The sequence below is a fragment of the Haladaptatus sp. W1 genome (genome assembly GCF_001723155.1).
In the GTDB taxonomy this organism is placed as follows: domain Archaea; phylum Halobacteriota; class Halobacteria; order Halobacteriales; family Haladaptataceae; genus Haladaptatus; species Haladaptatus paucihalophilus.
The window spans coordinates 23,997-31,531 of sequence record NZ_MEIH01000410.1 but is presented as its reverse complement, the minus strand read 5'-3'; the positions used below and the strand labels follow the sequence as shown (position 1 = coordinate 31,531).

General features: G+C 64.9%; 7 protein-coding genes and 1 pseudogene. 6 read left to right on the top strand and 2 right to left on the bottom strand.

Annotation, left to right across the window (positions count from 1 at the left end):
* Together BG842_RS28490 and glmM are read left to right on the top strand one after the other, a co-directional pair.
* Positions 1-247 (top strand): annotated as a pseudogene (locus tag BG842_RS28490) (MFS transporter); the annotation flags it as partial.
* A 47-nt stretch (positions 248-294) separates the two neighbouring features.
* A complete protein-coding gene (gene glmM, locus BG842_RS26180; protein ID WP_069452147.1) occupies positions 295-1,659 on the top strand; it encodes a phosphoglucosamine mutase in 1,365 nt (454 codons plus the stop codon).
* Positions 1,660-1,689: 30 nt separating this feature from the next.
* On the opposite strand, the gene BG842_RS26175 is transcribed toward glmM, so the two are convergent.
* Entirely contained in the window at positions 1,690-2,037 is a 348-nt protein-coding gene (locus tag BG842_RS26175; protein ID WP_254663507.1) for a hypothetical protein, read from the bottom strand.
* A gap of 54 nt (positions 2,038-2,091) precedes the next feature.
* On the opposite strand from BG842_RS26175, the gene BG842_RS26170 reads away from it, so the two are divergent.
* The 3 genes from BG842_RS26170 to BG842_RS26160 all read left to right on the top strand — a co-directional run bounded on the left by BG842_RS26170 (position 2,092) and on the right by BG842_RS26160 (position 6,200).
* Positions 2,092-4,002 (top strand): ABC transporter permease subunit, encoded by a 1,911-nt coding sequence (locus tag BG842_RS26170; protein ID WP_069453079.1) that lies wholly within the window; start codon positions 2,092-2,094, stop codon positions 4,000-4,002.
* Positions 3,995-5,050 (top strand): ABC transporter permease, encoded by a 1,056-nt coding sequence (locus BG842_RS26165; protein ID WP_083252760.1) that lies wholly within the window; start codon positions 3,995-3,997, stop codon positions 5,048-5,050. Before BG842_RS26170 ends, BG842_RS26165 begins: the two co-directional genes overlap by 8 nt.
* Positions 5,051-5,213: 163 nt before the next feature.
* A complete protein-coding gene (locus tag BG842_RS26160; RefSeq protein ID WP_069453078.1) occupies positions 5,214-6,200 on the top strand; it encodes a glycerophosphodiester phosphodiesterase in 987 nt (328 codons plus the stop codon).
* An 89-nt stretch (positions 6,201-6,289) separates the two neighbouring features.
* Here the strand turns inward: BG842_RS26160 and BG842_RS26155 are convergent, their stop codons facing one another.
* On the bottom strand, positions 6,290-6,760 hold the full coding sequence (locus BG842_RS26155) for a cupin domain-containing protein (protein ID WP_069453077.1): 471 nt from the start codon (positions 6,758-6,760) through the stop codon (positions 6,290-6,292).
* Positions 6,761-7,094: 334 nt separating this feature from the next.
* Here BG842_RS26155 and BG842_RS26150 point away from each other — a divergent pair, with 334 nt between their 5' ends.
* The gene (locus tag BG842_RS26150; protein WP_069453076.1) at positions 7,095-7,526 is read left to right on the top strand and encodes a universal stress protein; all 432 of its coding nucleotides are present in this window, start codon (positions 7,095-7,097) and stop codon (positions 7,524-7,526) included.
* Positions 7,527-7,535 lie beyond the last annotated feature (9 nt).

Sequence of the window (7,535 nt, the reverse complement as noted above, 5' to 3'; positions counted from 1 at the left end):
GCGTCCCAATACGTCAACGACCGCATCGAGACGCTCGGACGGGCGACGGTGTTGTCCGCGCTGGCGATGGTGAGTTCGCTGACCGTCATCCCCTTCCAACTCGGGAGCGGGACTGCTTTCGGACGCCGCCTCCCCGCTCACCGCGCTGGCGGTCGCGGGCGGCGTACTCGTGGTCGGGTCGCTCGCCGTCCTCGGCTGGGAGTCGCCGGTGAAATCAGCCACCGGACAGCGCGCTGAGGCGGAGTAGCACCCGTATTCGGAATCTCTTTGAAGGCAGAAACCCCACGCCCCCACATGAAGGTGTTCGGGTCGAGCGGGACGAGAGGGGTCGCCAACGACGAACTAACCCCCGAGTTCGTGCTCAAAATCGCGAAGGCGGCGGGGACGGTCTGGCGCACCGACCGAATCGCGCTGGCACGGGATACGCGAGCCACGGGAGACATGCTCGCGGACGCCGCCGCGAGCGGGTTGGCGAGCGTCGGGGCGAACGTGGACCGACTCGGCGTCATTCCGACGCCCGGCGCACAGGCGTACGCCGAAAGCGAGGGCGTTCCCGCGTTGATGATAACCGCCTCGCACAACCCGCCGGAGTACAACGGCGTGAAACTCATCGGCGACGACGGTATCGAACTCGCCGTCGGCAGCCTCGAACGAGTCGAAGAGAAGTTCCTCACCGAGAAGTTCGAAGAGGTTCGCTGGAGCGAGACGGGTCACAGCCACCTCATCGAGGACTCCCGCGAGCGGTACGTCTCGCAACTGCTCGAATCCATCGATAGGGACCGAATCGCCGACGCGAACCCCACCGTCGCGCTCGACCCCGGACACGGGGCCGGATCGCTCACCTCACCCGAATTCTTCCGCAAACTCGGCTGTACCGTCGTCACGACGAACAGCCAACCCGACGGCCACTTCCCCGGTCGTGACCCCGAACCCGTCCCCGGAAATCTCGCAGACCTCGGCCGGTTGGTCGAAGCAAGCGGCGCGGACGTCGGCATCGCACACGACGGCGACGCCGACCGCGCCATCTTCTACGACGAGAACGGCCAGTACATCGAGGGAGACGCCACGCTCGCCGCGCTCGCCGCCGCACAACTCGAACCCGACGACGCCGTCGTCTCCGCCGTCAACGTCTCACAGCGCCTCGTCGATGTCGCACACGCGACGAGCGCGAGGCTCGAACTGACGCCCATCGGAAGCACCAACATCATCACGCGAATCAGAGAGCTGGAGGACCAAGGCGTGTCCGTCCCCGTCGCGGGGGAGGGCAACGGCGGCGTCTTCTTCCCGACCTACCGATTGAGCCGCGACGGCGCGTACACCGCCGCGAAGTTCCTCGAACTGCTGGCCGACGAGCGCGCGAGCGCCATCGTCGAACCGTACAACGGCTACTACAACGTTCGGACGAACATTTCCTACACGACGGACGCGGAACAGGACGCGCTCCTCGCCGCCGCCGAGCGAGAGGCCGAGGAGTCGAACGCGGAACTCAACACCCGCGACGGCTACCGACTGGACTTCGGCGACGCGTGGGTCCTCGCCCGCCCGAGCGGGACGGAACCGATGGTTCGAATCTACGCCGAGGCGCGCGAACGCCACCGCGCCGAAGAACTCGCAGAAGAGATGGAAACAGCGCTTCGCGCGGCCAAAGCGAACGTCTGAGCGCGGTTCGTTTTTTCGACTCGAACTACCCTACCGCGAGGGATACTCGTCGAGCGCGTCAGAGAGCGTGTCTTTTCGCTCCTGCGCCCGTTCGAGTTCGTCTGTCACGTCGCCGCGGGCGAGTCGGTCGCGCTCCTCGTCGGAGAGTTCCGAGCGCGCTCGTGCGGCGGTGCGGAGGCGTTCGAAGTCGTCGTCGCGGGTGAGTCGTTCCACCTCGCGGAGCCGCGTGATGGCCTCCGGCGGTGCGAAGCGGTCCCGCGACGCGAATCGCCTCGTCGCACCACCAGCGGAGTTCGTTCGCGGCGGCGGGCGGCCAGTCGATGGTGAGCGGTTCGGGACCGAGACGGTCGAGGTACGTCTCGTTCGTGGCGACGGCACGCTTCAGCGCCGCGGGGTCAGCGACGTAGTGGTCGAGTTTCGACCGGGGCGTCCGTGAAGCGCCGCAAGACGCTCCGCATCGCACGCTGGGAAGTGAGCAAGAACGCGGGACAGTTCGACCGGCGGACGCTCGCCATCGTTGCCGTCGTCCTCCTGTTCGTCGCCGTGCTGACCCCGATGGTCGCCAGTCGGGGGAACACCGTGGACGACGGCATCTACCGCGTCGGCGTCAGCGATGACAGCCAGTACTACGGTCCGGTCACGACCGACCTGACGCTCGTGGCCGTCGAACCGACCGCGGAGACCTACGAATCGGGCGAATTCGACGTGTTCGTCTGCACCGGTGACGTCGTTCCAAACTGTCCTCGGGACGCGCTACGTTACAAAGATTCGCCCAAAGGCAAGGCGGCGCTCGCCGAACTGCGGACGACGGTCGAGCGGTACAACGACGAACGGATGGCCGAAGAACCCGACCGCGCCGCCGCGTTTCCGGTGAACGTCACGCTCCGGTACGTCCAGCAGAACGCCACTGCCGGTGCTCCCGGAGCCGGAAAAAGTGGAGGAAACGGACCGGGCGCGGGTAACGAAATCACCACCCGAACCACGACGGCGGGCGAGACGCGCCTCGGCGGAAGCGACGGTGCCGGAACGGGCGGAGTGGGTGGACGCGACGCGGGCGGTCGCGGTGGGTCGGCGAACGGGTCCGTCGCGGCCCCGTCGGTCGGTGCCGGGTCGTCCATCTTCGTCGATAACGAGCGGCAGGGAACGCCCTCGGACATTTCGCCGCCGTTCCCGTTCGAGTCGCTGGTGCTCGCGTTCGCATTCATCCTGCCGATGAACTTCGTGATTCAGGCCTACGCGAGCAGCGTCATCGAGGAGCGCATCAACGACCGCGGCGAGTTGCTCCTCGTCTCGCCGGTGTCCCGCGGCGACATCATCGTCGGCAAGACCCTACCGTACTTCGTCGGTATGGTCGCCATCGCAACGGTGACGGCGGTCGGTATCCTGCAGTTCACCCCTAACGTCGGTACCGAACCGCTGGCCGTCGCGGGTGCGGTGGTGACGGCAGTGTCGGCGGTGATCCCCATCGCGCTGTTGTTCCTCGCCAGCGCGTTCGTCGGCGCGATGTTCGCCCGGTCGTTCAAGGAACTCACGTTCGTCACGGTGTCGCTCAGCGTCTTCCTCACCTCCTACGCGTTCGTGCCGTCCGTGTTCACCGACGTGCATCCCATCGCGTCCATCTCGCCCCTGTCGCTGGTGGTTCGCGTCCTGCAGGGCGAGTCGGTCGCGCTGGGACAGTACGCCTTCTCGACGCTGCCGCTGTTTCTCACCGCGGGCGTGTTGTTCGCGCTCGGCGCGGGCGTCTACCGCGAGGAGGACATGTTCACCCAGCGCCCGGTGACGCTGAAGGCGCTCGACGCGCTCGACAGCCAACTTCACGGGATGCGGAGCGTCGCAAAATGCAGCGCGCTCTCGATTCCGTTCGTCTTCGTGGCCGAACTGCTCGCGGTGGCGCTCCTCTTCGCGCTCCCCGTGGACCTCTCGATTCCCGTGTTGCTCCTCGCAATCGCGTTCATCGAGGAAGTCGCAAAGAGCGTCCACGTCTACGCCGGGTTCTCCCACTCGCGGTTCGACCGCTCGCTTCGGACGGTGGGTACTCTCGGCCTACTTTCCGGGTTCGGCTTCTTCGTCGGCGAGAAACTGACCGCCATCGCCCAATTGATCGGACTTCCGAACCTCGAACTCGGACGGGCGGCGTTCGGTGCTGCCACCGGCCTCGGCGTGGACGCCTCGCCCCTCGTCTTGCTGGGCCTGCTGTTCGCGCCGCTCGCGCTCCATTCGCTTACGGCGACCGTCACGGCCTACGGGGCTAGCAAGGACCGGAACTGGTACGCGTGGACGCTGGTGGTCACGACGCTGGTTCACGCCGCCTACAACCTCACGGTGGTGAACGCCCTTGGATAAACGCCTCACCGTCGCGCGGCGGGAGTTGGCGTCGCTCAGGAGCGAGAAGACCATCGTGCTGGCGATACTGATCCAGTTGCTCATCGCGGCGTTCTCGTCGTTCCTCGCGGTCGGACTGGTGTCGATGTACGACCCCGGGTCCGCCTCGAACGGCTTCGTCGTCTCGTTCGGCGTGACGGGGGACGCGAGCGCCGACCTCGCGCCCGTCCTCGCTTCCGACGATAGCTGGGAGGCGGTTCACTACCGAACCCAGCGCGCCGCGATGCGCGACTTCCGGTCCGGAAGAATACACGCCGTCCTCGCCGTCGACCGCACCGCGGACGGAAGCGTCCGCGTGACCGCCATCGCCCCGGATGGCAACATCAAGACGACGCTCGTCGTGACCCAGATAAAGGAGGTACTCGACAAACTCGAACGCCACGAGCGGGCGCGGTTCGCCTCCCGACTCGAACGGTCGCCCGTCGCGCCGCCGCCCGAGACGGGTGCGAGTCCGTACTTCGGGTTCACCTACACGGTGCTCATCCCGCTGTTGATGTTCCTCCCGGTGTTCATCAGCGGGAGCGTCGCCGTGAACACCATCGCCGAGGAGTACGACCGCGGAACCCTCGAACTCCTCCGCGTGACGCCGCTGACCGGCGTGGACATCGTGGACGGCAAACTGCTGGCGATGGGGATACTCGCGCCCGTGCAGGCCGCGGCGTGGTTGGTGCTCCTCTCGTTTAACGGGACCAACGTCGCCAACCCGCTCGAAATCGTGGCGCTCGTTGCGGCTTTCTCGGTCGCCATCGTCGCTATCGGTGCGATACTCGCGTTGCGGTTCCGCGACAGAAAGCAGGCCCAGTTTCTGTTCTCGATGGCGATGCTCGTCGTCTTTAGCGGGACGTACCTCCTGCCGGAAGCGCCCGCGAACACCGTGGCGAGGCTCGCCATCGGCAGTCCGACGCCGTTTACCCACGCGATGGTGGCGCTCTATTTGGCGTGTTCGCTCGCGGGCTACGCGCTGGTCCGCCGGGTCGTCGGTGTCCGAGGGCTTTTGACGACCGCGTGAGTGCGGTGCGTCGGAGAATTCGACCGAGACGGAAATTTTCACCGTTCAACAAATCGTGGAGGGTACAGTGTCGAATCCCGGACATACTATCAATATATAGTATTTTGAATTAATCTAGAATCCTATTATAAATATTATAGCGATGCCGGGTGTAAATCGGGATATGGTGTCAGAACGACTCCAGACGTTGAATCGACGGACGTTCGTTGGAACCGGGGCCGCGGTCGCCAGCACCGCGCTGGCTGGCGTCGGAACCGCACAGCGGCGATGTTCCGACGACGAAGGTGATCACGGAGCGGACGACGACCACGGGCGCGGTGGGGGAGACGACGAGGACGACATCACGTACGTCGCCCACCGCGGGTACAAGGGACTCCACCCGGAGAACACGCTCCGTGCGTTCGAAGCGGCTTCGCGGACGGCGGACATGATAGAACTCGACATCATGCCGTGTGCGGACGGCGAAATCGTCGTCTTCCACGACGAGAAACTCGGCGCGCGCGACGGCGGTACCCGCGGCCTCACCGACCAACACGGGTACGTCTGGGAGAACGACTGCGAGACGGTGTTGAACGCGAACGTCCTCGGAAGCGGGGAAACCGTGCCGCTCCTCTCCGAGGCGTTGGCGGCCATTCCGAACCACGTCGACGTGAACATCGAGTTCAAGAACCCCGGGTCGGCGGCGGCGCAGTCCTCGACGAATCTCTCCGGCGCGGAACTGGAGGCCGGAAAGGAGCGATGGCGGTCGTTCACCGAGGACGCGCTCGACATCGTTGCCAAGCACGGAAACGACGTCCTCGTCTCCTCGTTCTACGAGGCGGCCATCGCCACCGTCCGCGAGGTGAACCCGGACATCCCCGTCGGCTATCTCCTCTGGGATTCCATCGAACGCGGCCTCGACATCGTTCGGGAGTACGACTGCGAGGCGGTCAACCCGCCGTACAACATGGTGAAAGGGTCGCCGTTCTTCAACGACCCCTACTACCTCGACGACCCGGATTTCGCTGACATCGACCTCGTACAGGTCGCCCACGACGAGGGCCGCGAGGTCAACGTCTACACCCTCGATACGTGGTATCAGGCCGACCAACTGGCGAAAGCGGACGTGGACGGACTCATCGTGAACTACCCGAACCTGCTCCGCGAGTAGTCGCTTCGGAAAGCGGAAGAACGTCTTTTCGAACGGTCTGCACGGAACGACACGCTCGAATGGCGTCGAAAAGGGGACCTGTCGTGAGCTTACATTTCGACGGTCGTTCCGCAGTCGGGACATTCGAGGTACATCCCGTCGTCTCCCATCCGGAACGCGAGAACGTCGCTCTCACACTCCGGACAGGGCTGTGCGACGCGGACATCGGTCGAGTCCCGCGGCGCACCGAGCGCGAGCGCGACCACTTCGTCGTCCGATTCGTTGCGCCCCTGCTGGAACTCTCCCGGCGGGAATCGAATCGCTTCCCCAGCACCGACCTCGACGGTTTCGCTTTCGGCATCCGGCTCGGGTTTGGTCTCGAACGTCGCGGTCCCCGAGACGATGTAGAATATCTCCTCCTGGTCGAGGTGCGTGTGCAGTCCGCCCGAGAAGGCATCGCCCGGTTCGAGGGCGTAGTGGTTGATGGACATATCGTCCGTCTCCAGCGCGTTCGAGAGTCCGCGGCGGTCGGCGTCACCCATTCCTCCGGATTCCACGTCGTCGACATCGATTCGCTGCATACGTTGCGTTCACTTCTCGCTGGTCATAGGTTTATTGCTCCTCACGTTCGGAGTCGCCCCCGTCCCGCGACCATCAGGCGGATACCGCGACTCCGATCTCGCCTTCCGAACCGCATCTCGTCCGTCGCCGATGTCGGACGAAATACCCAGACGGCCACCGACGTCCCCGAGCGGGAGCACAGTTCCACAGTCTCTGAGGACCCCTCGACGCTTCGTACGATGGGGAGAACGTCGATTTCGAAGTATATCGGCGGTCTCGAAGGATAGTTGTTGATTATCAGGAGATGGCTATCGAACCGCAGTACTATCCCGTTTCTCGCCGTACTCCCCACCGATGTACGATACCATCCTCGTCCCGACGGACGGTAGCGACTCGGCCGCGGAAGCGGCGCGAAACGCCGTCGAACTGGCGAAGCGGTTCGACGCGACGATTCACGCGATTTACGTCATCGACATCGGCGCGATGTGGCCCGACGCCTACGAGGGGTCCATCCTGAACGACCTCGAAGAGCGGGGGAAGAAAGCGGTCGCGGCGGTGCGCGAACCGGCGGAGGACGCCGGTATCGATGTCGTTGACGACGTGGTGACGGGCGGGCATCCACACCGCGTGATTCTGGACTACGCTGACGATAACGACATCGACTGCATCGTGATGGGAACGCACGGACGGCGCGGCCTCGACCGCTACTTACTGGGGAGCGTGACCGAGCGCGTCGTCCGAATGTCCGACGTGCCGGTGTTGACCGTCCACGAACCCGAGGAATGACGCCCTTCT